This is a genomic window from Nitrosospira sp. TNL300, assembly GCF_055385915.1.
Map to the genome: position 1 here is coordinate 1438823 of NZ_AP041005.1, position 25928 is coordinate 1464750.

Consider the following 25928-nt stretch of genomic DNA (forward strand, 5'->3'; position numbering starts at 1 on the left):
GATTCCTGCGTGTTGTCAATGCGATTCGTTGATGATGCGTCCTTCGAAAGGTTGTAATTGATGCACGGGGCTTTGCGGATGCGTGGAAAGCAACACTGGTTTATTCAAGGGAGCTTTAACCTGCTGGCGGGACATGTTGAGGAGCACCGTGTGCTTCTCTTCATTGAATATCCGGCGGTAAGCGAGAATTTTCCGGTCGCAGAGGTCGTGCAGGATTTCGAGGCTTCCGGCATGCAAGCTTGGTGTCCTGTTGCGGAGTCGGATGATTTTCCTGTAAAAATTGAGAAGGGAATGCGGTTCCGAAATCTGTTTTTCCACATTTATTTCCCTGAAGCTGTCTGCTACCGGCAACCATGGCTCTGCTGAGCTCTCACAAAAGCCTGCCCTGGCCCTTTCATTCCATAGCATCGGAGTACGGCACTCGTCGCGATTGAGAATCTCACTGCTGCGATCCACCAAAAACTGCGGTACCCATTTATGCTGGATGGCAATCGCATCTTTTCCGTCTTTCAGGGGAATTCTTACCCGAGGTATGCCAATCTCATCACCGAAATAGGTGAAGGGAATCCCCCGGCAGGTAAACTGGAACAGCGCCAGCAGTTTTGCCTTTTCTATACTCCCTCCCAGGCGGCTGATGACACGGTTACGGTCGTGGTTGGCAAAGACGAGAGTAGGTATCAGCGGTTCGGGAAAATGCTTCTCGAATGTCATCAGCATTTCACGGTATTTTTCCGCCTTGAAAGGTGTGGAAATGGCCTTGAAAAGGAAAACAGCGTGCAACCCATGCTGTCCGTCGTTTTGACAGAAGCGATGGATCAGCGCTTCATCTCCATGCGATTCCCCGATAAGCACCCTTTTGGGATTATCGAACTCATCCACAACGCGCCGCAACTCGATAGCGAATTCAAAGCTCTTTTCGTGGAGAAAATTGTTTTTCAGGTTCTGGAAAAAGATGGACAGCGATTTATCCGATGGGGTCAAACGGGGACTGGGAGGGTTGCTGCGCAACTCGGAGTCCTCGTAGATCGCGCTGATGATATCGAGACGAAATCCATCCACCCCTTTGTTCAGCCAGAATCTGATGACGTCGAACATCGCCTGTTTGACTTCCGGATTGTGGTAGTTCAGGTCGGGCTGAAAAGGGAGGAAAGCGGTGTAATAGAATTGCTTCCGTTGCGGGTGGTAAGTCCAGGCTTTGTTACCCGCCATGGCGCGCCAGTTATTCGGGGGCCTCAAACCCTTTCTGCCTTTCCCATCTTTCCAGACGTACCAGTCGGCTTTAGGGTTGTCGTGCGAGCTTGCGGATTCGGTGAACCAGGAATGCTCGCTCGAAGTGTGATTCAGCACCAGGTCGAATACCAGTTTCATGTTGCGGCGGTGCACCTCTTCAACCAGTTTCTCAAAGAGCGGCATATCGCCATATTCGGGAGAGATGGAGAGGTAATCGCTGGTGTCGTAGCCGTAGTCTTTTTGTGGGCTTTGTGTGAAGGGCGACACCCAGATTGTTTCATATCCGAGATCATCCAGATAATCCAGTTTTTCGATGAGGCCCTGGATATCTCCGATTCCATCGCCATTGGAGTCGTAAAAAGAACGCACATAGACATGGTAAACGGTGGTTTTCTTCCACCATTCGCCTTCGGCATTCAAATTGTCAAGGGCAGGGCGACTCATGGAATTGGCGGGTGGACCGGAAATTGTGGTAGCGGGCTTGAAACGCATGCTGGTCATTTTAATCTGAAAGCATTAATTTGACTGCTGTTTTCCAAGGTGGCTATGCTTGCGGGCATAAGCGAAATAGATAATCAGGCCGATACCTGCCCATGCAAGGAATAGCCTGATTGTCTCCCACCCCAGGCTCACGAACAGCAGACCGCAGCCACCCATCGCTAAGGGACCCACCATCCACAGCATAGGGGTCTTGAAAGGCCGATGGAGATCGGGTGCACGGCGTCGCAGGACCATCACGCCCAGAGCAACCATGAAGAAAGCGAAGAGTGTCCCGGAATTGGAAATATCGGCCAGCATGCCTACCGGGAACATGGCAGCGAACAGCGCGACAGCCGTTCCGGTGACCAGGGTGACAATATGGGGGGTGTGAAAGCGTTCGTGTACATGAGAAAAAATGCCGGGCATCAATCCGTCATGAGACATGGTGAAGAGGACGCGGGTCTGTCCATAGAGCATCATGAGCACGACAGAGGGCAGTGCGACAATTGCCGCCGAAGCCACCCAGTTGCCTATGGTTGGGTAACCGACCTCGCGCAGCACAAATGCCAGCGGTTCTTTGGAGAGGGACAAATCACCTCCCGGTTGGGCTCCCACTGCTCCCACCGCGGCGTAGGCGACGACAAGATAAATGATGGTGCAAATTGTCAATGAAGCTATCAATCCTATCGGCACATTACGGTTTGGGTTGCTCGTTTCTTCGGCTGCGGTCGAAACGGCATCGAATCCGACATAGGCAAAGAAGATGGATGCAGCAGCCCCCAGGATTCCCACTCCTGAAAGCGGTGTGCCCCATCCGTTGGGCAGCATGGGTTGGAAGTTTATGGAATTTACTGCCGGCAGGGTGAGAACGATAAATGCGGTAAGTGCGATCATCTTTATGATAACCAGAACTGCGGTAAACCTCGCGCTTTTTGTTGTGCCCATGACCAGCAGCACGGTAACGAACAACGACACCAGAAATGCCAGCAGGTTGAATCCTCCTGCCGATGTTGTGCCATCCAGCCCGACAATCATGTCCGCCGGTCCTGCCGTCAGTGCCAGTGGCAGCCCGTAGCCTATTTCGTTCAGGAAGCCATTGATATAACCGGACCAGCCCACGGCTACCGCCGCTGCGGCGATCGCATACTCCAGAATCAGCGCCCAGCCGACCATCCATGCAGCGAGTTCGCCGAATATCGCATAAGAATAGGTATAGGCGGATCCTGCTACCGGAACGATGGCTGCAATTTCGGAATAGACGAGGGCGGCCAGCGCGCAGACGAATCCGGCTATGAGGAAGGAAAACATCATGCCCGGGCCTGCCTTGTCCGCGGCAACCGAAGTCAACACAAAGATGCCGGTGCCGATGACGGCGCCGATTCCCAGCATGGTCAGATCAAATGCGCCAAGCTGTCGTTTGAGCCCTCGGGTTTCAGCCGATTCCAGGATGTGAGCCACAGGTTTGACACGCTCAAACAGCACAATGCTTCTCCAGTAATAAACGCAAAGGATTTCAGTTGGATTTTGACCGGGTTCGCTCAAGCTCGGCGGTTACGGGCAAGATCGTTATTTTAAACCAGCAGGCCGCTGCAAACCAAAATGCTGCAGGGAAAGCGGCTTGAATGAGGAAGAATTATCGCAGGAATGCGTGGGGCGGCGGCAATTCGTGGCTCGGTGGAGGAGCGAAGCTCATCGCCTGATCAATCTCCTGAGCACGTCGGCCAGGACAACAGGGAGCGTTTCCGCCTGCTGCAATGCGGCTGGACAAGCATCCGGTCGTTCTCTTCAAAATTCTTCAAGGGCCATAATGAGACGTTTCGGGCGCTTTCTCCCGAAAAGGCATAAATGCAGAAAGGATCACCCCGTTTGGTCAGTCTTCGACGTGCTGCTGCGGATCATCCTTCTGCACCATCCACATCCCTTGCGTCTCGTCATCCTCATCGGGAGTTTTTTCCCGGGCTTGCGGACGACGAGAAAGATTCGCGCTGCGCCGCGGGTTTGCAGAAGGCTGCGTCATATCCCGGAGTGCTTCCTCGTATCGAACGTTTGCCATCACGCCTGTCTCCAACTGAGTGAGGACAGAGAACATGGATATACGACGATTGGCAACTATCATCATCAGTTTACCTGTGGAGGCGATATGAATACTGATTACAAGGGATACACGATCATTACCGCATCGGAGTGGGAAGATGCAAGCGGTTTATGGAATGGGCGTTACAGGGTGTTGAATGACAAAGGCATAGTAGTCTACGAAAGCTTCGTCAAGCCCCTGCGGGATGAAGAGGAAGCATACCGGGCGGCTAATGCAGAAGCCCGTGCGTGGATAGACGAGCAGTAATTTAAGGCTTCTGTGGCAAATCCTGCGTTGAATGAGGCTTGTGGTCTTTTACGGCATGCTGTTTTCACTGGAGGGTGCTTTTCCGGTTCGGTTCGGCAACAAACCCAGGTTTGCCAATTCGGCGCCAAGTGTATCCGCACAGACAAAATGAATCCCATACATGCCTAACGCGGCGGCAGCTTCCACGTTCGAGGGGCTATCATCAATATAAACGACATGTTCCGCGGCAAGACCGTATCGGTCAAGCAACAACTGGAAGATGCGAGGGTCCGGCTTGACGAGCTTTTCCACACCTGAAACCACAATGCCCTTGAACCAGCTTAGGAAATCAAAGCGGTTTGCAGTGTCAAAAAAAGTTTCCTGAGACCAATTCGTTAACGCATAAAGCGGTACATCGCGCTTGCGCAGTTCATGAAGAATTGCAACTGTATCGTCGATCTGCCCGCCGATCATCTCATGCCAGCGAAGATGAAAGGCGTCGATCATATCCGCATGACGAGGATGTTCAGTTTTCAGAACTGCCACCGCTTCGGCCCAGGTCCGCCCGGCATCCTGTTGCATATTCCATTCTTGCGTGCATATTTCCGACAGGAATTTCTCCATTGCTGCCTCATCGCCCATATAAAGCTTGCGATAAAGGTGCCTGGGATTCCAGTCGATCAGCACACCCCCGAGATCAAATACCACGATAAGATTATTTTCTTTCACGCTGTAAATCACCTGTAAAAGGACTGTGTGTAGCGGCTGTGTGTAGCTGAAGCCCTCTGCGGCGGGCCACTTCGAGGGTCAGGACGTGGGTAGCGACTTACTTGAGTAAGTGAAACTCACAGACTTCGACGATAGGTTTCTCACACTGTTTTCAAGAGTCCTGATGATACCCCGACTGCTGAACCGGGGGGGAATTTGCAAATTCGCAATATGCCGGCATCGTACTGTTCGATAACGTACGGACGATTCGCGATCGTCCTGATCTAATAATCAAAGGTCATGTTTTCTGTCATGGTTCCTTTTCTCACATCACGGGGCGCTCACCCGTAGCCACCTGTTCCTTATAAGGAGATCCACTTCATGAATAAAAAACCGTTTGTTGCGATTTTCTTGCCCGTTGCCCTGACACTTTCGACATCGGCTTTTGCCGATGAAAAAGTTCAATGGTCCGATGTTCCCCCTGCGGTTCAGAAAACGATAACTGAAAACACGAGCGGGGGCATAATCGAGGAGATCGAGAAAGAAACTGAAACGATAAGTGGCAAGAAGATAAAAATTTATGAGGCTGATGTCAGGCTGCCTGACGGAAAGATGATCGAGATCAAGGTTGGCGAGGATGGGAAGCTTATCGAGATTGACAAAGATTGATCGGCGGTTTTTGCAATTCTGCTTTTGACTTCACACGGACTGCTGTCAGTCATAAGTCAATTCAAATGAAGAACCTTGTGGACGAATAATACTGTCCACAAGGTTTTCATACATGATTTGTCTATACAAACAAATCTTCCTGGTAAAGCCTTCAGCCTTGAAGGTGTCTATTTTTGGCTGCCCTTCCTTCTCGTCAAGACAATCTCCAGAAATCCCGGATGGGAAAGCAATCTATCGCGCAATAAATCCCTTTCTCCGCCGGATCATCGTTCCCATCAATCCCAGGCCAGCGAGCAGCATGGCGTAGGTTTCCGGTTCGGGAACCGGAGAGACTGTCACTCCTGAAAGTCTTATGCGGTACTCCTCGTTGAGCGCAACCGTGTCCTCCAACTGTGCCCATCCTGTCAGGGGCGATGCTCCTCCAGGCCCCGTCGCGGTAAGGATCTGGGTATAGGGAGAGCTTACATCGGGAAACATATAGTGGTCGGGCGTGAAGCCATCGCCGCTGACGGGTGGGGTGCCAAGGGCAAATATTGCCAGATTATACCAGCCTGGTGCCTGGGGCCCATTCAGATGGCCTGCCGGCAAGCCTGAGGTACGCGTACCAAGCATGGCATCATCATTTCCATATAGCGCGTACCCTCCCTCGTTAAACAGGATGAGTCCCGAATCAAGGTTGCCACTGGTAGAGCTGACACCCGCGGAGAATGTAGTGGGATTGGAAATGTAGATCCTGAACAGATCCACATCATTATTGGTCGAAATGGTTCCGTAGATGTTTCTCAGTCGACCTTCATCACCTGTCGGCATTTGTGCCGTATTCACCAACTGCCCTGCATCACCGATCTCAGTCCAGTCAACGGCGTGTGCTGGATTAGCGAGAAGAGCCAGTATAAATAATGGCACGGAAACGGCTATTTTTTTGAAATAGGTCGCATTCAACTTCATTTGTCATCTCCAATCAGGTTATTAATTTTTGAGGTCCATCTGTTTTTATTGCGGCACAAATTGTCGATTCGCAGATATCACCTCCCTCTAGATTGTTAGTCCTTCTTATTTCGGGGTTTCTGTGGCAAATACGCAGGTATTGGCTTGGACAGGGAATACTTTCTACTGCTCCCCTGAAGATAACGATTATGGTTTGCTTTTTTCTAATGATTCTGAGAATAATTTCTATTTAAGATAAGAAATTCGACTGTTACTGAATGAGGGCGCAGTCTTCATTTCCAGTTTTATTCAAAATGCATCAGTCTTCCGGTGCACGAATAAAGCGCTTGTTTTTCTCTCTTTATTGCGTATAATGAGAATCATTCGTATTAAATTTGGTTTTGCAGAGCTACAGTAATATCCAAGGGGATGTCGCAGCGTTACCGATAGGGGAAAAGGTTAGTGTTAGCATAAGAAGGTTTTGCCTCGGATTTTTTCTCGGTTTTTTCAGTAACCCGCAAAACAAGAAAAACAGGAATAGCGAGAAAAGTTAAAAAAACCGAACAAGTTATCCGTTGCTGCCGGGTCCTCCTTTCCCGGCAGCTTTTAGCCCGCCAGCCCACTTCCGGGCAAGCCAGCCATATTTTTATTCCAGAGCCTGCCAGTTGATCGCTGGCCGGCTTTTTTATGGCTAAGTCATGGCAAATAAGAACAAATACACTGCGTCATTTCACCGGTTTCAGCGCAACCTGTCTCACAAGACGATCTTCCGACTCCAGGCATTGAAAGTGGATTTATCCGCTCTCGTTGCGCTTTTTTTGGCTCCCTGGGCAATGCATGCAAATGCTCAGACTCCAAATCAGTATGCGCAGAGGAGCAGCAGCCAGGCTCAGACTTCAAACCAAGCTCAGGCTTCGAGCCAAACCCAGTCTGCTCAGAATCCGGCTCAGGCTGAGCCCGGTAAGCAGCTTCCCACTGTGACCGTCATGAGCGAACGGGTAGGGAGCTTCAAGTCGGATACCGTGCAGGTGGGCACATTCCGCGACATGGCGCCTATTGATGTGCCCCAGACCAGCAACGTCATCACGCGAGCGGTGCTCGATGCGCAGGCAACCACCAGTTTGTTCGGCGCTTTGCGCAATACAGCCGGCGTGACTCGCGCGCAACTGAACGGTTCGACATACGACAATCTCTCGATCCGCGGGATTCTCGTGGAGAACCGCAGCAATTATCGGCTCAATGGATTCATGCCGATCATCAACCTGATCGATATTCCGATGGAGAACAAGGAGCGCGTCGAAGTACTTAAAGGCGTCTCTTCTCTATATTATGGGTTTGTGCCTCCCTCTGGCATTGTCAACATGGTCACCAAGCGCGCTGGCAAGGATCCCATCGCTAATGTTTCGTTGATGGCGAATATCTATGGTGGCGCCAACACCCACATTGACCTTGGCCGGCGCTTCGGGGATGCGCAGCAATTCGGAGCGCGTATCAATCTTCTCGCCGGGAGGGAAGATATCGGTATTCATAATTTTTCCGGATATCGGGCGCTGATGTCAGGCGCCTTCGACTGGCGGGTCACCGATCAACTGTCCCTCAAGTTCGATGTGGAACATTATCGGAAGGAGGTTTCGGAGCAGGCGGCAATTCAGGCGCCTGCAGCGGTAAATGGTGTGATAACGCTGCCGCCTGTTCCAAATGCCCGCCGCAACCTTGCAGGGGAGTGGCAGAAATATGATGCCGAGGCAACCAACCTGCTGCTTCGCGCCGATTATGCGCTGAGCGATAACTGGGCACTGTTACTTGAAGCCGGTAAGGCGCGCACCATGCGCGATCGGAATTTTTCCCAGTTCCAGAATTACAATCTTGCCACGGGCCAGGGTACGCTGCGCATCTTCTTTAATCGGAATCAGGTTTGGGATAACGAAAATCTTCGGGCAGAAGTTTCCGGCCGCTTGCCGGGCCAGTTCATCACGCATGAAGTATCCCTGGGTTTTGTCGGTAACGAACGGAGCCAGGATCCGCGCACTTCATCTACTGCCGATGTGGCGCAGAATCTGTTCCATCCGAATGACATCGCGCAATTATCCCCCACCGCTCCATTTCGCTCTAACTTTTCGAAGATAACGGATCTGGGTGTGTATCTATCCGATCGCATTTTGATTGCGGACAGACTGCAGGTAATGTTGGGAGTGCGCGGCAGCTTCTATGAGAGTGTCGGGACCAACACTCACTTTAAGGCAACCAACGTTAATCCATCGCTGTCACTGCTGTACAAGATCATTCCCAATGTATCTCTCTATGCAAGTTATATTGAGGGAGTCGAAGAGAGCGGGCAGGCGCCGGCTAATCGCGCAAACAGCGGCGAGATTCTGGCTCCGGCGGTATCAAAGCAAAAGGAAGCAGGCATAAAGGCGATGATCGCGGAAGGAATATTGCTGCAAGTAGCCTACTTCGATATCAAGCGCGCCTCGACTACTGTTGATGCAGCCAACCGCTTTGTTTTGAACGGGATGGCGCAGTACAGCGGCTTCGAACTGGCGGCTTCAGGGGAGATAACCAAGCAACTGTCCCTTATCGGATCAGCCCTGTTCATGGAGGCCAAGCAGTTAAATAGTCGCTCCTGAAATACGGCCTAATCCTTATAGATATTAGCATTGAGGGGTATACAACGGCTGATGGAATTGCCAGAATTGGGAATATTTTCCCTGGATTTCTGGTGAATTCATGAAGCCGAAGAAGCAAGAGAGGCCTGCGTGTGATGACATGTTTCGCCTGCGTTTGCAACACATACTCGATCAACGGCATGCGTTGTATCGGCTGGCGGAGAAGATTGACTGGAATGCAGCAGAAGCGCGCTTTGGCAGGCTGTATGCCGAGGAAGGGCGTCCTGGTATTGCGATCCGGCTCATGGTGGGATTGCACTACCTCAAACACGCCTTTAACGAATCGGATGAAAGCGTAGTGGCACGCTGGGTAGAAAATCCTTATTGGCAATACTTCTGCGGGGAAGAATACTTCCGTCACACCTTGCCGATTGATCCGAGCCAGATGACGCGGTTTCGGCAGCGGATCGGCAAGCAGGGTTGTGAATTCATGCTTGCTCTTACGGTTAAGGCCGGACTTGAAACCAGGACCGTATCCAGAGCCTCGCTGGCCGTGGTAAATGTGGACACCACAGTGCAAGACAAAGCCATTGCATTTCCGACCGATGCCAGGCTCTACCACAAAGCCAGAGGCGCGTTGGTGAGAATGGCCAAAGGTATGGGCATTGGGCTTCGTCAGAGCTATGAGCGCTTATCCAAAGTAGCGCTAGCCAAACATGGGCGCTATGCTCATGCCCGGCAGATGCAGCGCGCCAAACGTGAACAGAAGCGGCTCAAGACCTATCTTGGGCGAGTGATCCGTGACATCGAACGCAAAGTGGCGGCTGGGCAAATACCAGGGGAACAGGAACAGTCCAAGCTCAAGCGATTGCTGGAGGTTAGCCAGCGTATCCAGGCACAACAACGCCACGACAAAGGCAAGGTGTACAGCGTGCATGCACCCGAAGTCGAATGCATTGCCAAAGGCAAAGCCCACAAGCCTTATGAATTCGGCGTCAAGGTAGGAGTGGTCACCACCAGCAAGGAGAGCTTCGTCATCGGCATGCAAGCCTTACCCGGCAATCCCTATGACGGACACACGCTTAAAGCATCTTTGGCGCAGGCACGGCGGCTGACTGGACGGGTGCCCAGGCAAGTGTACGTGGATCGGGGTTATCGCGGTCATGGCATTGCTTCAGATCGGATAAAGGTATGGGTTGCCGGCGCCAAACGAGGTGTCACGGTACCCATCAGGAAGAAGCTAAAGCGCCGTAATGCCGTGGAGCCCGTAATTGGGCATATGAAAGCCGATGGGCGCCTGGCAAGAAACTTCCTCAAAGGTACAGCAGGTGATGCCATGAATGCTCTCTTGTGCGGTGCTGGGCACAATCTGCGTAAGATTCTGCGCCGAGTGGCCGCTTTTGTACGCCTACATTCTGCAATGCCTGGAACATAAACAAAGTGAACACACCCATCAGTTCCTGATGCTTGTCCGCTAAAAACAGGTTTTTCAGGGACGACTAAATAGGGATAATCCTGCGACGTTTGGCCGGATACCGGATAACACGCCGGAGCGCACGGCAAGCCTCTTTGCGGAGTACCGCTTGCAGAGCGTGCCTGGGCTGGCCCTTGGCGGGGGGGTGTACTATGTGGGCAGACGTCCAGTCAACAATGCAAATCAGGCTTTCGTGGATGACTACGCTATATTGTCTCTTAACGCGCGCTATGCGACTCGCATAGCAGGTAAGCGTGCCACGATCCAGGCGGTGGTGGATAACGTAACCAACAGCAATTACTGGAGTACCGCAGGCAATGGCTTGCTTGGCGTAGGGGCTCCTATCATGGCCAAAACCGTGGCTCGGGTCGAATTCTGATTATCCCGGATGGCTAAGAGAGAACCGAAAACCCTGAATTCCCAGGGTTCGAAACGCGCTCTGCCTGATATTTGCGCCAGATAATCGTCCATGAAAATCCGGAGAGTCATCTTCAACATCCATCTGTACATGGGGCTGGCAGTCGGGTTATTTCTGGTATTGAGCGGCCTGACCGGAAGTATGATCGTGTTTCGGGAAGAGATCGAGACGCTTATCCATCCTGAATGGATGCAGGCAGATGTGGTCAGCAATAGCTCGAATGCTGCCCCCCTGCAGATAGTGCTGGATACAGTCAAACGCACCTATCCACAAGACAAGCTCCTTTCCGTGCGTATGCCCCGCGAGCCACACCAAACCTATCTGCTGAAGATGAACGATGCGCACGGATTGTTCGTGTATGCGGATCCGTATAGTGGCGAGTTGCTGGGCGGGCACCGGCAGGATGAGACGTTTATGGGATGGCTCGCGCTCGTTCATACGGAACTCCTGATTGGCGAACGCGGCAAGACTGTTCTGGGTGTCAGTGCCCTGCTGCTGCTTTGCATGAGCGTTACCGGTCTCATTTTGTGGTGGCCGCGAAACGGGAAGATTTCCCGCGGCCTGAAAATCAGTTGGTCTGCGCCAACCAAAAAGCTCGTTTTTGACATTCATCATGCATTGGGTATCTACGCGGTTCTTTTTCTTCTGATCATTGCCTTTACCGGCATCTCGCTGGTGTTCAACAAACCGGTGGCTGTATTTGTGAATTTCTTGACAGCCAGTCCACCCCGTTCGACACCACCTCCCTCCGATCCTGGTGGAAGAGGGCAGGTGAACCTCTCAATCGACGACTTATTGCGTGAAGCTGACCGCATCCTGCCGGCTCCGACTACATGGATTAATTTCCCTCAAACGCCAAACGCGCCGCTGGTAGTACGGAAGAAGCTGCCGGAAGAACTGCATCCCAACGGCAGGAGTTTCATCTATTTCGATCAATACACCGGGAAAGTGCTGTTTGTGGAGAATGCGCTGACTGCTCCTGCGGGCACGCGGATTTATAATAATCTCTATCCCCTCCATATCGGGGAGGCAGGAGGGTTAACTACGCGTGTCCTCCAGCTGCTTGTCGGTTTTTCACCTCTTATTCTGTTTGCTACCGGTTATATCATGTGGAGGAACAGAAGCAAGGTGAAAGTGCGTAAATAGAGTGACAGAGATGGCAGGGTTATAAACCCGCCCAAGCGCGGGCGGGGTTTGCGACAGTCGGAAACTGTTCAAGTGTTTTGTTTACCGCTCCGGCGTTTCGCCATAACACTCATCAAACCGAGTCCCGCCAGCAGCAGCGCGTAGGTTTCCGGTTCGGGAATGGTGGGAACCTGAGTGACTGTAAAGGTCATCGTGTTGCCTTGACCCGGATCGAAGGGGCTGATCGTGAAGGCCGCGTCAGACGTAGTGCCAGCTGTTTGAAAACCAGTAAAGTCAAGGTTGCGCGGGCCGCTCGATTGATCAAGCGCGAAGCCGGAAAGTGTCGAGCTGTTGTGTGCGGTGAATACGACTCCCTGACCCTGGTCCGGCTCCCCGATAGTGTAGTGAAAGTCGGCCCAGTCCTGGCCGGTATTGTTGGTAACGGCTTCAGCCACAGTGTAGGGATTGCCCGGGCCCGGGCTGTGCTCCACAGTAAAAGTCAGGACGATTGGATTAACGCTACCAAAAGCTTTGGTCAGGTCGAGTGTCCTGTTAGCCTCGTCAATGGTAAAGTCAAACGACCCGAGACCTGCTCCGCTTTCAGTTATGTTGGTAATAACGCCTGCGGCAGATGCGATGGAAATTGAACCTCCGAACGCTAAAGCAGCTATAACTACCTTGGAAAAATTATTCATTGTTGTATCTCCTTATTATAATCACTGCGTTTTATTGGAAATATTACGTCCGAATCGCTATAGGTTCCGATCGCTTGAATGTTGCAGAATCGGGGAAAGAAAGCCCATAGCCTTATCATATTAGCATTAATTGTGCCGGGCAAAATGCTCTTTAAATTCTTTATGTAACAAAGGGTTAAGTAGATATCCGGTCGAAACGATATTATGGAAACGTCTCCCCAGACCGACCCGAAATCAACCTCATCAGATAAGTATTTGAAATTCTAGAAACTATATTGTCGCTTGGCAGAGACACAGCCGGATTTGTTCGATTAAAAGCAATGATATTCAAGTCTTTGTGATGTCCCAGAATAATGCCTTTGTATTGAAATACGTTCAGCCTGTTGCTTTTTGACCACTGTTAAAATAAAAACAATTCTCATTTAATGAGATCATAAAAATTATTTCAAATTCTCATTTCCTACTGTCAGGATCAAATTACCCTGCTTCCACAGGTAAAAGCCGTTTTCGGCCTGCGCTACGATAATTTCGACGCGAATTTCGTGAATAATCGTACGGCCAGAGATTTCATGCCAATGACGTCTACTTTCACTGCGGATCGGCTTGATCTACAAGCGATTGAGCCGGTTTCCATATACGGCAACTACAGCCTGGCCTATGTGCCGCGTGCGGGTGACCAGTTGAGTTCCCTCAGCCTGAGTAACGTCGCGCTTAAACCTGAGCAGTTCATGAACCTGGAGTTGGGTGCCAAATGGGATATTCGGCCCGATCTTTCCTTTACCGCAGCCTTGTATTAGCTCGAGCGCAGCAACGTCATCGCTCCCGTTCCAAATGATCCCACAAGGTCAATGCTGGTTGATGGACAGCGGGCGCGTGGAGCAGAGGTGGGACTGATGGGACGAATCACTCCACAGTGGAGCATGATGGGGGGTACGCCTATACCGATATGCCGAGATTACGCCCACGATAGCGGGTACGGGGGGCAAATATCGAAAACGCCGCCGCGAATAGCAATAACAACATCCTTCCCGGTGCGCCGCGTATTTATCGTCTGACGGTGGTTGCCAATTTTTAGGCTAATAAGCTCGACCAAATATCCTTCCCTCCGTTCCCTCACCCGCAAGCAGGAGAGGGAATAGGAAAGAGGGAGTAATAACGTGAATGTGTAGTGGTCAAGTAATTTCGGACACTGGGATAGATGGTGTTGCTGCCATTTTCCGTTCGTAGACGGTGGGGTGGATGGATTGCCAGGCACTTGGCTTATGGGAAACGCACTAACAGCATCGCGTCACTTTGCCATTGCCGCCATACCTTGCCTCCTGGCGCTCACGAAAGAATTCCTCATATGACATGACGGGCCGACCGGGATGCGCATGGTGCATGTGTGCGACATAAGTGTCGTATTCGGGCATGCCCACCATCAGCCGCATGCCCTGCCCGAGATAACGCAATCCACTCACAATTCTGATTAACATCGTTTGCTTCTCCTCGATAATTTTCCCGAAATCACCCTCAGTCTGTCATCACGTTCTTGATACGGCTTCAACCGGCAATAACTCGAATGGCGCTTCCCTGGTGGTGGGAGTGTTGAGGGCGCGGGCGCGCAACACCGTACGGATGCCGAATGCCAGCATGCTGATGAGTACCAGCATGAACAATGCCGCCAGCGACGCATTGATATAGTCGTTGAAAATCACCTGCTGCATCTGTCCGATGGACTTGGCCGGTGCAAGCACCGTGCCTTCCGTGACGGCTTCCTTGTATTTGTTTGCATGCGCCAGAAAACCGATGCGTGGATTGGCATCGAATATCTTCTGCCAGGCTGCGGTCAGGGTGCAGACAAAAACCCAGACGGCAGGAAGAATTGTCACCCACGCGAAACGATCCTGCTTCATCTTGAACAGGACACAACTGCACAATACCAGGGCGATGCCTGCCAGCATCTGGTTGGAGATGCCAAATAGCGGCCACAGGGTATTGATGCCACCCAGAGGATCAACCACTCCTTGATAGAGAAAGTAACCCCAGCCCGCGACACAGACAGAAGTGGCAATCAGGTTGGCGGTTATGGAATCGGTGCGCTTCATGAAAGGAATGAATGAGCCCAGCAAATCCTGCAACATGAAGCGTCCGGCGCGGGTACCCGCATCGACTGCGGTGAGGATGAAAAGCGCCTCGAACAGAATGGCGAAGTGATACCAGAAGGCCATCATCGCTTGGCCGCCCAGCACATCGGAGAGGATTTGCGCCATGCCCACCGCCAGGGTGGGCGCGCCGCCGGTGCGGGAAATGACGGTATGCTCCCCCACATCCCGTGCTGTTTGCGTGATCATCTCGGGCGTGACATGGAAACCCCATTGAGATATGGTCTGAGCTGCCGATTCCGCTGTGGTTCCGATGATTGCTGCCGGGCTGTTCATGGCGAAGTAAATCCCGGGCTCGATAGTGGAGGCGGCAACCAGCGCCATGATGGCGACGAATGATTCCATCAGCATGGCGCCGTAGCCGATGAAGCGTGCATCGCGCTCATTGCGGATCATCTTGGGCGTGGTTCCGGAAGATATGAGGGAATGAAAGCCGGATATCGCCCCACACGCTACCGTAATGAACAGGAAGGGAAACAGGCTGCCTGACCAGACCGGCCCCGAGCCATCCACGAACTGTGTCAATGCCGGCATCTTCAGCTCCGGTGAGATGATGAGGACGCCGATTGCCAGGCTGACCACGGTACCAATTTTGAGGAATGTCGAGAGATAATCGCGTGGCGCCAGCAGCAGCCATACCGGCATCACGGAGGCAATGAATCCGTAACCGATCAGGAGCCATGTGAGTTGCTCGCCTGTCAGCGTGAACAGCGCAGCGAGCGAGGGAATCTCCTGCACGTACTGACCGCCGACAATCGAGAGTATCAACAGCACAAAGCCGATCAGCGACACTTCGCCAATGGAACCGGGACGTATGTAGCGTGTAAAAACGCCCATGAAGAGCGCAATAGGAATGGTGGCGGCGACGGTAAACGTTCCCCAGGGCGATTCCGCCAGCGCCTTGACCACGATCAGGGCGAGCACCGCAAGGAGGACCAGCATGATGAAGAATGTGCCGAAGAGGGCGATCATGCCCGGCAACTGCCCCATCTCGGACTTGATGAGATCGCCGAGCGAGCGGCCGTCACGCCGGATTGAAATGAACAGCACGATGAAGTCCTGCACCGCGCCGGCGAGCACGACACCTGCGAGGAGCCAGAGCATGCTGGGCAGGTAGCCCATCTGCGCAGCCAATATCGGTCCGACCAGGGGGCCAGCACCGGCAATGGCGGCGAAATGATGGCCAAATAGCACATACTTGTTGGTTGGCACATAATCCAGCCCATCGTTGTGCTTGTAAGCCGGTGTCATGCGAGTGGGATCGAGTCCCAGCACTTTGCTGGCGATGAACCGGCTGTAGAAGCGGTAGCCGATGGTGAAGACACAGACTGTTGCGATGACGATCCAGAGGGCGCCAATCGGTTCGCCGCGATTCAGGGCGACGACTGCAAAGGCGAACGCACCGGTGGCGGCAAATGCAAACCAGCCGAGTTTGCTGATAATGGTATTCATTTTTTTCCCGATTTTCGAATCCTGAGTGAAGAAATTGAAGCTGATACTGCGCTTGCGCTATGCATTCCCGAGATCGCGATCTGCTCGGAGAATGGGGGTTTACGCGCAGGTTGGAATCCTATCCCGGATAGCCCGGAATGACGAGATTCATAGTATTTTCTGGCCGGATCAAGGCTAGCGGAATGGACGACTCAGAAAAGGGGAGCCGGCAAGTCCGAAGCGCCAGGGGACATCCTTTGCTTTGGAAATCCCTATACGCGGGCCTGTTACAACTGGAACAGGATCAGGGGGAGGGGTAAGCTGAAACGGAGGAGTATCGATCGGCATTCCGCTATGCTCGTGTGTGATGCCCAGCGCCTGACATACCCGGCCAGGGCCGGAACAGAGAAGCCTCTCATCGCTCAGCCCTCGCCGCTTACGCATGATATCCAGGCCGGCAAGCGGTTCGATCGCGCGAATCAATACGCCAGCTCCATGTCCCACCGGACGGCAGACAAAATTCAGGCACCAGTGAATGCCGTACGAGCGGTAGATGTAGGCATGGCAGGGAGGGCCGAACATCACCTGGTTACGCCTAGTAGGACCCGAAAAGCTGTGTGAGGCGGGATCATCGTGGTCATAAGCTTCTGTCTCTACAATCCGCCCGCCAACTCCGTTTATAAGCAAGGTGGCGCCTATGAGGGAGCGCGCCACGTCAACGGAAGAGGCGGAAAAATCGATAGGTGGCTGAATCATGCTCATGGCACAGATTTTATACAGAGCGTCTCAAAAAACCAACTGCCTGCTCCTTGCTGTGACTTGCTATGCCGGCCCTTACCCTATACGGCTTTTGCTGCTTCATTCTGCTGCTTCATTCTGCTGCTTCATTCAATAAGCGGATAGGATATTTATCCTGGCAGGTTTTGGTGGATCTTTTGAAGGTTAAACTTAAACTGAATGTTGATTGACGAAACTTCGAGAAGGAAAGGGAAGGGGGAAATATCAGCGCCCGTGCTCATGATTGCCGCAACCTTGCTTTTTGCCACCATGAGCATGTGCGTCAAGCTTGCTTCGGCAGAGTATGGTACGGGTGAAATGGTATTTTATCGAGGCTTCATTGGAGCCGTGATCGTGTCTACGCTGGCGCGAAGGCGGAGCATCACGCTGCGCACCTCCGTTCCGGCGTTGCACTTCTGGCGAAGTCTGACGGGTGTGTGCGCACTTGGGCTCTGGTTTTACGCCATAGAAGCGTTGCCACTTTCTACTGCCGTAACACTGAATTACACGGCTCCTATCTGGATGGCTGTCCTGCTCATCGGAGGTTCAGTTTTTCTGAAGCGGGGACGAGCCGATGCGCGGCTGATCGGTCCAATTTTTGCCGGGTTCGCTGGCGCCATCTGTATTCTTCGGCCTGCGATCCAGAATGATCAGACATGGGGTGGTTTCTTAGGCCTGCTCTCCGGCCTGCTCACTGCACTGGCATACCTCCATGTGGCTGCACTCGGCAGAGCAGGTGAGCCGGATACGCGCGTTGTATTTTTTTTCTCCATTGCCAGCATGGGAGGGGGAGCCTTGGTAACATTCCTTGCAGATGGATGGCATGCTCACACGCTGCATGGCCTGGGATTGCTACTGGCCATGGGCTTGCTTGCGACATTGGCCCAGCTACTGCTTACCCGCGCCTATGCGATCGGAAAACTGCTCGTCAATGGCAGCCTTCAATACCTCGGCATTGCCTGGTCCTACCTGTATGGAGTATTGCTATTCGACGACCGGATTACCGGCATATCACTGCTCGGGATGGGACTGATCGCGCTGGCGGGAATTGCGGCCACAGCATTACGTGAACCTCTTGCTTCTCCTGGCGAAATGGAAACGCCAGAAGGGCTTTGAAACGGACGTTGAAAGGGATTCTGGAATTCTGGAAGGGCAGGCAGATGCATGGAAGGGTGAGTACTGCCAAGGATGGGGGCTGAAAGGAAGAGTTGCCGCGGTAAACGTTCAATACCGCGGCAACATTCCTCGATCAGTTCGGTCCGATCGGTCCACCTTGTTCATACTTCGGATCCTTTATGGGTCTTCCCTCTTTGTCCACGGGGAAGTTTGGGACATGACCTTCCGGACTGGGTGAGCGCGGATCTTTGGCGCGGTCAACTCTTTTCTCCTGGTCTACATAACCTGAATCCATAGGTTCTTCAAGAGTGTCGTACGGAGTGGGCCCTCCGTCAGGTCCTTTTTGCGAACCTTGTCCGGTGTAGCCACTTTGACCGCCAGAACCTCCCTGGCCGGAACTCGCCCCGCCGCCGTATTGGGCATACGCCACACCTGCAATGCTGAAAACCGCTGCGCCCGTCAGCGCCAATATCGACGCCAGTCCTCGGTTAATTGATGTCGAAGATGATTTCATGGTTATTCCTTCTTGTCGATACAGCGATATTGCTGTGTCTGAAAGATTACGTAGCGCGCACTTGCGGGTCAGTGCGGTAACACACGAAGCTGCCCTTTGGGGTGCAATCAGGTCCCGAACGTAAACTGGAGGGGAATACATGGAAACCTTACCGCAGCAGGCTCGTTTTGTGTTTCTTCTTACGTAACGCCTTGCATTGCTTCGCTATTATTAAGCCCTGCGCAATACTGCATCCGCTCCGAAAAAGACGAGCGCGGCAGCCAGTACCGATGATTTTGTTAATAACTGATGTTACGCACGGCCAGCAATTGCTATGCTTACGAGATGAAAACTCATGAATTTGATTTATATACAGATTATCTGACTAGCCGTTTTAGGGCGACGACGGCGACTGGTTTGGCGGCATTACTCGATGGAGGGATCAGTCATGACAAAGTAATTCAATTTCCAATTCATTCAATAAAGCGGTAATAATCCAATTCCATGTCGATAAATAACATCTTGAAATGTTGCGCTCTGGTTGTATCGATAGGCGCGAACGTCGGCTGGGCTCATCCGTTTACCCTCGATATTAAAGGTAGCCCTAAAATCAGGAGCGATGATCGCAACGTTGAAATGGCCGATACGTACTCGAGCAACATATTCGGAAAACCTAAAATCAGGAGCGATGATGGCAACTTTGAAATGGTTCTCGGCGGTCGCGCCCATCTTGACGTGAATTCGTTCAACGACGATAAACCCGATCCCGCGTACCCGGCTTTTGGCAGCCAGATATCCGGCGATGGTTCACGAAACGGCTTCGATTTTCGCCGGGGTTGGCTTGATGTCTCGGGCAAATATTATGATCTGACTTACATAGTGCAGAACAATTTCACTAACGGGCTTACTCCCAACGGCCTCCTCCGAGTCTGGGCTTCGATCGGGCTCGGCCCGGGCCGATTGACAGTCGGTCAGTTCAAGGCTCATCGCAGCATGGAGGAACTGACCTCATCAAATGATATAACCATGATGGAGCGCCCTTCGAATTCATCCTCCGGCATTTTTGCAGGGCGTCAATGGCTCATGGGTGTGGGTTACCAGGGTGTCTTCGCAGACCAGCTCGGTTATGCGGTGGATGTCATGAGTCTCACACGTATCGGCATGCCCATAGCGGGTTCAAGCTATGGCGGCCGGCTATACTGGGTGCCGCGCGCGAAGGAAGGTGATACGCTCCATTTCGGCTTATCTTACAGCAGAGATACGCCAACCGACCAGTCATTGGCTGTCAAGGCGGTCGACGTTTATGGTGGCCGCCGGGGTTTTATCCAATCTTATGGCGTCGCTGGTGCAGCAATGGGGCCATCCGACAACAGAAGCCAGTCTACATTGTCGCTGGAAGCAGCTTATGCGCTGGGGCCTGTCACCCTGCAAGGCGAATACGCTGTGGTAAAACTCGACAATACCCATCTCCTGGCAGGCGCGCAGAGAGCCTCCCACGTGTGGGCATACTACATTCAGGCCAGCTGGTTTGTAACCGGTGAACGGACAATTTACCGGAAAGAGCTTGGTATTTTCAGCAAGCCCAATCCGCTCGGAAAGTGGGGAGCGGTCGAGATCGCCGCGCGTTATGACGCAATGGAGAACAGGGATCAAAGCCTGGTTGCGGATCCTTGTGGCACCGGGACATCGAAATGCCGGACCCAGGTATTGACGCTGGGCCTCAACTGGTATGTGCGGAAAGGAGTCCGGCTCATGCTCAATTATTACCTTACCAAAAACGCCATTGGAAATGCCGGGCCAGGCACGCCGAATCGTACGGACACGCCCTCGGCCATTTCTTTCCGGACTCAGTTGAATTTTTAAAACCCGACATCGGGTCGAGAACGGCGGAATGCGTCGGTTAACGCGCTGACCGCTCTACATGCGCTCGATATATTCGCCGCTATCGGTATTGACCTTGATCTTCTCGCCTTGCAATACAAACGGCGGGACCATGACGACCAGCCCGGTTTCCAGCGTGGCGGGCTTGTAGGAACTGGTGGCGGTGGCGCCTTTCAGATTGGGCTCGGTGTCAGTGATGGTTAGCACCACGCTGGCAGGAAGCTGCACGCCAATCGCCCGATCATTGTGGAAATTGACCTGGATATCCGTATTCGGCAGCAGATATTCATACTGGCCTTCGAGGAAATCACGCGACAGGCTCAATTGCTCATAGTTTTCCTTATCCATGAAGATATAATTGTCGCCTTCCTGGTAGAGAAAGGTCATTTCCCGCGGCTCGACGAAAGCGCGCTCCACCTTGTCCTCGGTCCGGATACGCTGGTTGGTCTTTGTGCCTGCTTCGATATCCTTCATTTCCACTTGCATGAAGGCCCCGCCGCGACCGCCAACATGGACGTGGTAACATTTCAGTACGCGCCAGATTCGCTTGTCCCATTCAATCAGATTGCCTACGCGAATTTCGGTAGCAAGAACTTTAGCCATATTTTTTAGTGATTTCCTTTGAATCAAGAAGCGCGCATCTTACTACAAAAAACCCCCGATAATTCTCCCCCGGCTGAGTTTTCAGCAGGCTGCCGCCGCTGCCCCCGGTTGGCCGGATTTCTGGATGAGGTAAGAGCGCGCTACCCCGATTATTACGCCCGGCCAGTGCCTCCTTTTGGCGATGCCAGGCCCAGACTTCTGATCATCGGCCTGGCCCCGGGAATGCACGGTGCGAACCGAACAGGCAGGCCTTTTACAGGCGATTTTGCGGGCGTTCTCTTGTATGGAACGCTTTTCAAATTCGGTTTTGCCAACCATGAAGGTTCTGCTTCCATCAATGACAATCTGGAACTGATGCAATGCCGCATCACCAATGCGGTCAAATGTCTCCCGCCGGAGAACAAACCGGAGGCAAGCGAGATCAGGCAGTGCAACAGGTATCTCGCGTATGAGATTTCGGCTTTTGCTGAAGGAGGCGGTAGCGCGCTGCTGGCTCTTGGCGCTGTCGCTCATCAGGCTGTGCTGATGGCATTGGGACTCAAGCCGAAGTCTCATGCCTTCCGTCATGGCGCTGTTCATGCGCTTGCTGGAAACTTCGGGCCTGATGATTCGAAACGCAACGGGTTGATGCTATATGACAGCTATCATTGCAGCCGTTACAATACTCAGACCCATCGCCTGACTACAGAAATGTTCGAAGAGGTGTTTGCAAAAATCCGCTCTGACCTGGCCTAACTGGAGATTAACCATGCCCTATGTCAATATCCGTATTGCCGGCTCGCTCAGTCGCGAGCAGAAGAAGCAGATCGCTCAGGAAATAACCGATACGCTGGAGCGCATCGCGCATAAGCCCAAATCCTATACTTATATCGCTTTCGATGAAATGCCCCATGAAAGCTGGGCCATCGCGGGCAGCCTGCTGGGTGAGGAGGACTGATCGCCTTGCAGGCAGAAGCGGTTTTCGATGCCAAGGTGTTTTGCGCCAGTCTTCCATCCCAGCCTGGAGTCTATCGCATGATGAATTCAGCCGGGCAGGTGATTTATGTCGGCAAGGCGATTGACCTCAAGAAGCGTGTTTCTTCCTATTTTCAGAAGAATGGCCTTGGTCCCCGCACGCAACTCATGGTTTCCCAGATTGCGGGAATCGAGACTACTGTTACGCGATCTGAAGCAGAGGCGCTGTTACTCGAAAACAATTTAATAAAAAGCTTAAATCCTCGCTATAACATACTTTTCAGGGACGATAAATCTTATCCCTATGTGGTCTTGAGCGGACACAGGTTTCCCCGGCTTGGCTTTCATCGTGGCCCGCTCGACAAGAAACACCGCTATTTTGGCCCCTTCCCCGATGCGAGAATGGTGCGGGAGAGCATCCATTTGCTGCAAAAGGTATTCCGCATCCGTACTTGCGAAGACAGTGTTTTCAGCAATCGCACGCGTCCCTGCCTGCTCTATCAGATCAAACGCTGTAGCGGACCCTGTGTCGATCTGGTCAGCGAAGAAGCCTACGCGGAAGACGCAAGGGATGCGGAGCTTTTTCTGCAGGGCAAGCAAACGGAGGTTTTGAAAAGCATTACCAGAAAAATGCATGAGGCCGCCGATGAACAGGAATACGAGCAAGCGGCGTTGTTTCGCGACCAGATCCAATCCCTGCGAAAGATTTGTGAAAAGCAATTCGTGGATAGTGGGCGAGCGCTGGATGCCGATATCGTTGCCTGCGTGGCAGAGAACAACGGTGGCGGTCGGGTGTGCGTCAACCTTGCGATGGTCAGGGGAGGGCGTCACCTCGGGGACAAGAGTTTTTTTCCGCAAAATGCAGAAGGATATGATCTAGCCGCGGTAGTGGAAGCTTTCCTGACCCAGCACTACCTCAATCGCAGCGTTCCGGATATGATCATCGTGGGAGAGAAAATTCCGCGGGAATCACTCCAGGCTCTGCTCACGCAGCAGGCTGGCCATAAGGTGATCATCAATGTGAACCCGATAGGCAGCAGACGCGTGTGGCTGGATATGGCGACAGAAAATGCCACCCTTGCGCTGGAACAAATGCTGGGCCGCCAGGCAAGCCAGGAGGAGCGGCTGCAAGCCTTGCAGCAGGCTTTGGATATGAGTGGGTTGAGCCGGATTGAATGTTTCGATATCAGTCATACAATGGGTGAAGCCACCGTTGCCTCCTGCGTGGTTTATGACAACTTCGCCATGCGCAACAGCGAGTACCGTCGCTACAATATTACTGATATCACGCCGGGAGACGATTATGCCGCCATGCGCGACGTGCTCTCGCGGCGCTACCATAAAATTGCCGAGGGCGAGGGCAATCTACCCGATCTGATCCTGATCGACGGGGGAAGAGGGCAGATCAATGCTGCTCACGAGGTTATGGTAGAGCTGGGGTTGAGCGATGCGAACCTGGTAGGCGTGGCAAAAGGCGAGGAGCGCAAGCCGGGGTTGGAGCAATTGATTTTCCCGGAGGTGGAAAAACCATTACAATTGTCAAAGGATCATCCCGGGTTGCATCTCATCCAGCAGATTCGGGATGAAGCGCATCGCTTTGCAATTTATGGCCATCGCGCAAAGCTCGGCAAGTCCCGCGTCAGTTCAAGCCTGGAGCAGATCGCCGGTATCGGCGCCAAGCGCCGGCAAAGTCTGCTGGCAAGGTTTGGCGGGCTGAAAGGCGTGCGCACCGCGAGCATCGAAGAATTGCAGCAGGCCGACGGTATCAGTCGCGCGCTGGCAGAGAAAATTTACAGGGAACTGCATTGAATCTTACCCGGCCCGCAGGCTCAGTGGCCTGCAGGGGGACGCTTTCCGGATTCGTTTTTTAATGGCATATTCCCGACCCTTATGCCTTTTAATCTGCCCAACGTTCTCACCTGGCTGCGCATCGTGGCGATTCCGTTGTTCGTGGGTATATTCTATTTTCCCTCGACCTGGTTATCGCACGCCGACCAGAACCTGATCGCAACCATTATCTTTACTGGCGCTGCCATTACCGACTGGCTGGACGGTTATCTTGCGCGTGTGCTGCGGCAAACCTCGGCCTTCGGTGCGTTCCTCGATCCCGTTGCTGACAAGCTCATGGTTGCTGCCGCACTCATCGTGCTGGTTTACCTGAGCAGGCTGGATGCGCTCATTGCTTTCATCATCATAGGACGGGAGATCGCCATTTCGGCCTTGCGCGAATGGATGGCCCAGATCGGCAAAGGCAAGAGCGTGGCCGTTTCCTTTCTGGGGAAATTGAAAACCGTGTCGCAAATGACGGCCATTCCGCTGCTGCTATATCACGAAAAAATAGGTGAAAGCTTCGATTCGCATGAGATAGGCACCTGGCTGATCTATCTTGCGGCAATACTGACGCTGTGGTCGATGGCCTATTATCTCAAGATCGCGATTCCGCAGGTGGTGAAGCACGGCTGAGCAAGCTGCGATAAAGGGAGGAGAAAAAAATGCAATCACTGTACAACCCGGATATATACCCCGACCAGGTGCGGGAAATGATATGCGAATCGGGAGAAATGGGAATCGGGATTGCCAACCGGTGGATGACAGGATGGCCGAAGAGAGTGGTGAAACTGTTGGTGGAGGATATGTACGAGGGCGCGTTTCAGTATCAACTCTTGCAGGAACAGGATGTGATCGCAAGAGCATCAAACCTGAGCCATCTCGCGCCGATGGAAATTATCGTGATGTCGGGCCTGAACCCGGAGCCGCCAGAGGTGTAGATATTTTAGGGGTTCACAAAAAACAGACGAGCTTCGACCGGAAGGAACCGGCGGGAAACAGCTATCTGAATCTATCTTGCACAATGCCGGCGCTCCGGCCCCGACTTATCACGCTGTTATAAGTACTCCAAGATTGCTATTCCTTTATGCATAATGGGGGCAAACACCCGGAGTTACATGTTTTTTAACCTTCAGGCGAATACTTTTGGGTTACTGCTTTCTTGACAAAGATAGCGCCGCCCTTATAATGGCAGGCTGTTTTTCGCGGGAATAGCTCAGTGGTAGAGCACAACCTTGCCAAGGTTGGGGTCGCGAGTTCGAGCCTCGTTTCCCGCTCCAGTTACTGGGAAAATGGATCATTGCTGCGGTCTCTGTCGGATTGGACTTGAGGGACTCAGGCTAAAAATATCCGTTTTCCCTTTTTGCTTTTTGTTCTCGCACCGCAATGGTGCCAAAGTAGCAATACGGTCGCCGTAGGTCGTAGTAAGGCGGGGTGGCAGAGTGGTTATGCAGCGGCCTGCAAAGCCGTGGACGCCGGTTCGATTCCGACCCCCGCCTCCATAAAATCAATAGGTTATAAAAATTCTGGAGAAGCTCGGAAAGAAATGCTAGTTACTGTTGATGACTGGCAGAAACCTGAAGCGGCGAAACAGGAAATCAAACTTTTGGGGAGGGTTGCCAAGGCATAGCCATTGATTTCCCTTATTTCAGCTGCCGGTATCTCAGCATCAATCCAGTAGTTTGTTACTTCCCCTGCTTTCCCGCTACCATCCTCCCGAGCTTGAATAGCATAATTGTTGCGAATCCGATGATGCGTACCAGAAAGCGTATCTGCGCATATCATAAATCTCGTCTCCCACAACCATCTTAACATCGTAAAATGATTTTCCTTTAGCAGTGATTTTCCTGGTAAGAATTATAGCTGTCGGTCTATAAACATATTGATAACCATATTCCGCACAAGTAAGGGATGTGTTGTCGTCAAACACGATCACGCGACCGCGGTCACACCCTTCGAACGTGTCATTACCTTTTTCGTCGTCATACCACCGGTTTATAGTTTTGCTTGCAGTAATTGTATAACCGACCAAATCATTAAGGTCATCCGC

General features: G+C 52.5%; 26 protein-coding genes and 2 tRNA genes. 16 read left to right on the top strand and 12 right to left on the bottom strand.

The window, feature by feature from the left end:
• Nucleotides 1-15: 15 nt before the first annotated feature.
• The 3 genes from ACZ5BW_RS06560 to ACZ5BW_RS06570 all read right to left on the bottom strand — a co-directional run bounded on the left by ACZ5BW_RS06560 (nt 16) and on the right by ACZ5BW_RS06570 (nt 3829).
• Nucleotides 16-1731: a glycoside hydrolase family 13 protein gene (locus tag ACZ5BW_RS06560; protein ID WP_464543462.1), complete on the bottom strand. Its 1716-nt coding sequence runs from the start codon at nt 1729-1731 to the stop codon at nt 16-18.
• A 15-nt stretch (nt 1732-1746) separates the two neighbouring features.
• A complete protein-coding gene (locus ACZ5BW_RS06565; RefSeq protein WP_464543463.1) occupies nt 1747-3192 on the bottom strand; it encodes an amino acid permease in 1446 nt (481 codons plus the stop codon).
• 388 nt (nt 3193-3580) lie between these two features.
• The gene (locus tag ACZ5BW_RS06570; RefSeq protein ID WP_464574207.1) at nt 3581-3829 is read right to left on the bottom strand and encodes a hypothetical protein; all 249 of its coding nucleotides are present in this window, start codon (nt 3827-3829) and stop codon (nt 3581-3583) included.
• A 21-nt stretch (nt 3830-3850) separates the two neighbouring features.
• Here ACZ5BW_RS06570 and ACZ5BW_RS06575 point away from each other — a divergent pair, with 21 nt between their 5' ends.
• Nucleotides 3851-4051 (top strand): hypothetical protein, encoded by a 201-nt coding sequence (locus ACZ5BW_RS06575; protein WP_464543465.1) that lies wholly within the window; start codon nt 3851-3853, stop codon nt 4049-4051.
• Nucleotides 4052-4099: 48 nt separating this feature from the next.
• Here the strand turns inward: ACZ5BW_RS06575 and ACZ5BW_RS06580 are convergent, their stop codons facing one another.
• Nucleotides 4100-4759 (bottom strand): HAD family hydrolase, encoded by a 660-nt coding sequence (locus tag ACZ5BW_RS06580; protein WP_464543466.1) that lies wholly within the window; start codon nt 4757-4759, stop codon nt 4100-4102.
• Nucleotides 4760-5119: 360 nt separating this feature from the next.
• Here ACZ5BW_RS06580 and ACZ5BW_RS06585 point away from each other — a divergent pair, with 360 nt between their 5' ends.
• Nucleotides 5120-5407 carry a hypothetical protein gene (locus ACZ5BW_RS06585; RefSeq protein WP_464543467.1) on the top strand — a complete coding sequence of 96 codons (288 nt, stop codon included), beginning with the start codon at nt 5120-5122 and terminating at the stop codon, nt 5405-5407.
• 231 nt (nt 5408-5638) lie between these two features.
• On the opposite strand, the gene ACZ5BW_RS06590 is transcribed toward ACZ5BW_RS06585, so the two are convergent.
• Entirely contained in the window at nt 5639-6355 is a 717-nt protein-coding gene (locus tag ACZ5BW_RS06590; RefSeq protein WP_464543468.1) for a DVUA0089 family protein, read from the bottom strand.
• Between the two features lie 677 nt (nt 6356-7032).
• Here ACZ5BW_RS06590 and ACZ5BW_RS06595 point away from each other — a divergent pair.
• From ACZ5BW_RS06595 to ACZ5BW_RS06610, 4 genes are all read left to right on the top strand, one after another.
• Nucleotides 7033-8961 carry a TonB-dependent siderophore receptor gene (locus ACZ5BW_RS06595; protein ID WP_464543469.1) on the top strand — a complete coding sequence of 643 codons (1929 nt, stop codon included), beginning with the start codon at nt 7033-7035 and terminating at the stop codon, nt 8959-8961.
• Between the two features lie 100 nt (nt 8962-9061).
• Complete coding sequence (locus tag ACZ5BW_RS06600) at nt 9062-10375, top strand: IS5 family transposase (RefSeq protein ID WP_464540822.1); 1314 nt, start codon at nt 9062-9064, stop codon at nt 10373-10375.
• A gap of 97 nt (nt 10376-10472) precedes the next feature.
• Entirely contained in the window at nt 10473-10793 is a 321-nt protein-coding gene (locus ACZ5BW_RS06605; protein ID WP_464543667.1) for a TonB-dependent receptor domain-containing protein, read from the top strand.
• 90 nt (nt 10794-10883) lie between these two features.
• The gene (locus ACZ5BW_RS06610; RefSeq protein ID WP_464543470.1) at nt 10884-11978 is read left to right on the top strand and encodes a PepSY-associated TM helix domain-containing protein; all 1095 of its coding nucleotides are present in this window, start codon (nt 10884-10886) and stop codon (nt 11976-11978) included.
• Nucleotides 11979-12046: 68 nt separating this feature from the next.
• On the opposite strand, the gene ACZ5BW_RS06615 is transcribed toward ACZ5BW_RS06610, so the two are convergent.
• Entirely contained in the window at nt 12047-12652 is a 606-nt protein-coding gene (locus ACZ5BW_RS06615; protein WP_464543471.1) for a PEP-CTERM sorting domain-containing protein, read from the bottom strand.
• Between the two features lie 512 nt (nt 12653-13164).
• On the opposite strand from ACZ5BW_RS06615, the gene ACZ5BW_RS06620 reads away from it, so the two are divergent.
• Nucleotides 13165-13449 carry a TonB-dependent receptor domain-containing protein gene (locus ACZ5BW_RS06620; RefSeq protein ID WP_464543669.1) on the top strand — a complete coding sequence of 95 codons (285 nt, stop codon included), beginning with the start codon at nt 13165-13167 and terminating at the stop codon, nt 13447-13449.
• Nucleotides 13450-13926: 477 nt separating this feature from the next.
• Here the strand turns inward: ACZ5BW_RS06620 and ACZ5BW_RS06625 are convergent, their stop codons facing one another.
• The 3 genes from ACZ5BW_RS06625 to ACZ5BW_RS06635 all read right to left on the bottom strand — a co-directional run bounded on the left by ACZ5BW_RS06625 (nt 13927) and on the right by ACZ5BW_RS06635 (nt 16989).
• The gene (locus ACZ5BW_RS06625; protein ID WP_464543472.1) at nt 13927-14127 is read right to left on the bottom strand and encodes a YbdD/YjiX family protein; all 201 of its coding nucleotides are present in this window, start codon (nt 14125-14127) and stop codon (nt 13927-13929) included.
• Between the two features lie 48 nt (nt 14128-14175).
• A complete protein-coding gene (locus ACZ5BW_RS06630; protein WP_464543473.1) occupies nt 14176-16248 on the bottom strand; it encodes a carbon starvation CstA family protein in 2073 nt (690 codons plus the stop codon).
• A gap of 174 nt (nt 16249-16422) precedes the next feature.
• Nucleotides 16423-16989, bottom strand: coding sequence for a DNA-3-methyladenine glycosylase (locus ACZ5BW_RS06635; RefSeq protein WP_464543474.1), 567 nt, complete (start codon nt 16987-16989; stop codon nt 16423-16425).
• Nucleotides 16990-17184: 195 nt separating this feature from the next.
• On the opposite strand from ACZ5BW_RS06635, the gene ACZ5BW_RS06640 reads away from it, so the two are divergent.
• Nucleotides 17185-18120 carry a DMT family transporter gene (locus ACZ5BW_RS06640; RefSeq protein ID WP_464543475.1) on the top strand — a complete coding sequence of 312 codons (936 nt, stop codon included), beginning with the start codon at nt 17185-17187 and terminating at the stop codon, nt 18118-18120.
• A gap of 133 nt (nt 18121-18253) precedes the next feature.
• Here the strand turns inward: ACZ5BW_RS06640 and ACZ5BW_RS06645 are convergent, their stop codons facing one another.
• On the bottom strand, nt 18254-18634 hold the full coding sequence (locus tag ACZ5BW_RS06645; protein WP_464543477.1) for a hypothetical protein: 381 nt from the start codon (nt 18632-18634) through the stop codon (nt 18254-18256).
• Nucleotides 18635-19117: 483 nt separating this feature from the next.
• Between ACZ5BW_RS06645 and ACZ5BW_RS06650 the strand changes: the two genes are divergently transcribed.
• The gene (locus ACZ5BW_RS06650) at nt 19118-20476 is read left to right on the top strand and encodes an OprO/OprP family phosphate-selective porin (protein WP_464543478.1); all 1359 of its coding nucleotides are present in this window, start codon (nt 19118-19120) and stop codon (nt 20474-20476) included.
• Between the two features lie 54 nt (nt 20477-20530).
• Here ACZ5BW_RS06650 and efp read toward each other — a convergent pair whose 3' ends face one another.
• Nucleotides 20531-21097, bottom strand: coding sequence for an elongation factor P (gene efp / locus ACZ5BW_RS06655; RefSeq protein WP_464543479.1), 567 nt, complete (start codon nt 21095-21097; stop codon nt 20531-20533).
• Nucleotides 21098-21115: 18 nt separating this feature from the next.
• Between efp and ACZ5BW_RS06660 the strand changes: the two genes are divergently transcribed.
• The 7 genes from ACZ5BW_RS06660 (at nt 21116) to ACZ5BW_RS06690 (ending at nt 25380) form a co-directional block, all read left to right on the top strand.
• Complete coding sequence (locus ACZ5BW_RS06660; RefSeq protein WP_464543480.1) at nt 21116-21832, top strand: uracil-DNA glycosylase; 717 nt, start codon at nt 21116-21118, stop codon at nt 21830-21832.
• 13 nt (nt 21833-21845) lie between these two features.
• Complete coding sequence (locus ACZ5BW_RS06665; RefSeq protein ID WP_074974177.1) at nt 21846-22034, top strand: tautomerase family protein; 189 nt, start codon at nt 21846-21848, stop codon at nt 22032-22034.
• A gap of 77 nt (nt 22035-22111) precedes the next feature.
• Nucleotides 22112-23860: an excinuclease ABC subunit UvrC gene (gene uvrC / locus ACZ5BW_RS06670; protein WP_464543481.1), complete on the top strand. Its 1749-nt coding sequence runs from the start codon at nt 22112-22114 to the stop codon at nt 23858-23860.
• Between the two features lie 81 nt (nt 23861-23941).
• Nucleotides 23942-24514 carry a CDP-diacylglycerol--glycerol-3-phosphate 3-phosphatidyltransferase gene (pgsA, locus tag ACZ5BW_RS06675; RefSeq protein ID WP_464543482.1) on the top strand — a complete coding sequence of 191 codons (573 nt, stop codon included), beginning with the start codon at nt 23942-23944 and terminating at the stop codon, nt 24512-24514.
• Nucleotides 24515-24543: 29 nt separating this feature from the next.
• The gene (locus ACZ5BW_RS06680) at nt 24544-24819 is read left to right on the top strand and encodes a hypothetical protein (protein WP_464543483.1); all 276 of its coding nucleotides are present in this window, start codon (nt 24544-24546) and stop codon (nt 24817-24819) included.
• Nucleotides 24820-25083: 264 nt separating this feature from the next.
• A tRNA-Gly gene (locus ACZ5BW_RS06685) sits at nt 25084-25158 on the top strand.
• Nucleotides 25159-25306: 148 nt separating this feature from the next.
• Nucleotides 25307-25380 (top strand) — tRNA-Cys (locus ACZ5BW_RS06690).
• Between the two features lie 13 nt (nt 25381-25393).
• On the opposite strand, the gene ACZ5BW_RS06695 is transcribed toward ACZ5BW_RS06690, so the two are convergent.
• Nucleotides 25394-25663, bottom strand: a complete 270-nt coding sequence (locus ACZ5BW_RS06695) for a hypothetical protein (protein ID WP_464543484.1) — start codon at nt 25661-25663, stop codon at nt 25394-25396.
• Nucleotides 25664-25928 lie beyond the last annotated feature (265 nt).